Consider the following 255-nt stretch of genomic DNA (forward strand, 5'->3'; position numbering starts at 1 on the left):
AGCACCGCAAAGCAGTTCGCTTCATGGCTGGGGCTGACACCAAAGGAACATTCCAGCGGCGGGAAACAGCAACTGGGAGGGATCAGCAAACGTGGCGATGGCTATTTCCGATACCTCCTGGTTCACGACGCACGCGCACTTACCGCCTGGGTCAACCGGAACGGCGCCGTTGAGAAGAATGTCTGGCTTCAGGGACTGCTTGAGCGGAAGCACTACAATGTTGCAGTTGTCGCGATGGCGGCAAAAACGTCGAGA

Annotated in this window: 1 protein-coding gene; it reads left to right on the plus strand. The window is 57.3% G+C overall.

Translation table 11 applies throughout. From position 1 onward, the window contains the following. A partial coding sequence (locus NNO04_RS22725; protein WP_271446548.1) for a transposase occupies nucleotides 1–255 on the plus strand: 255 nt, incomplete at both ends.

The organism is Citrobacter sp. Awk 4 (genome assembly GCF_028069725.1).
Taxonomy (GTDB): domain Bacteria; phylum Pseudomonadota; class Gammaproteobacteria; order Enterobacterales; family Enterobacteriaceae; genus Citrobacter_D.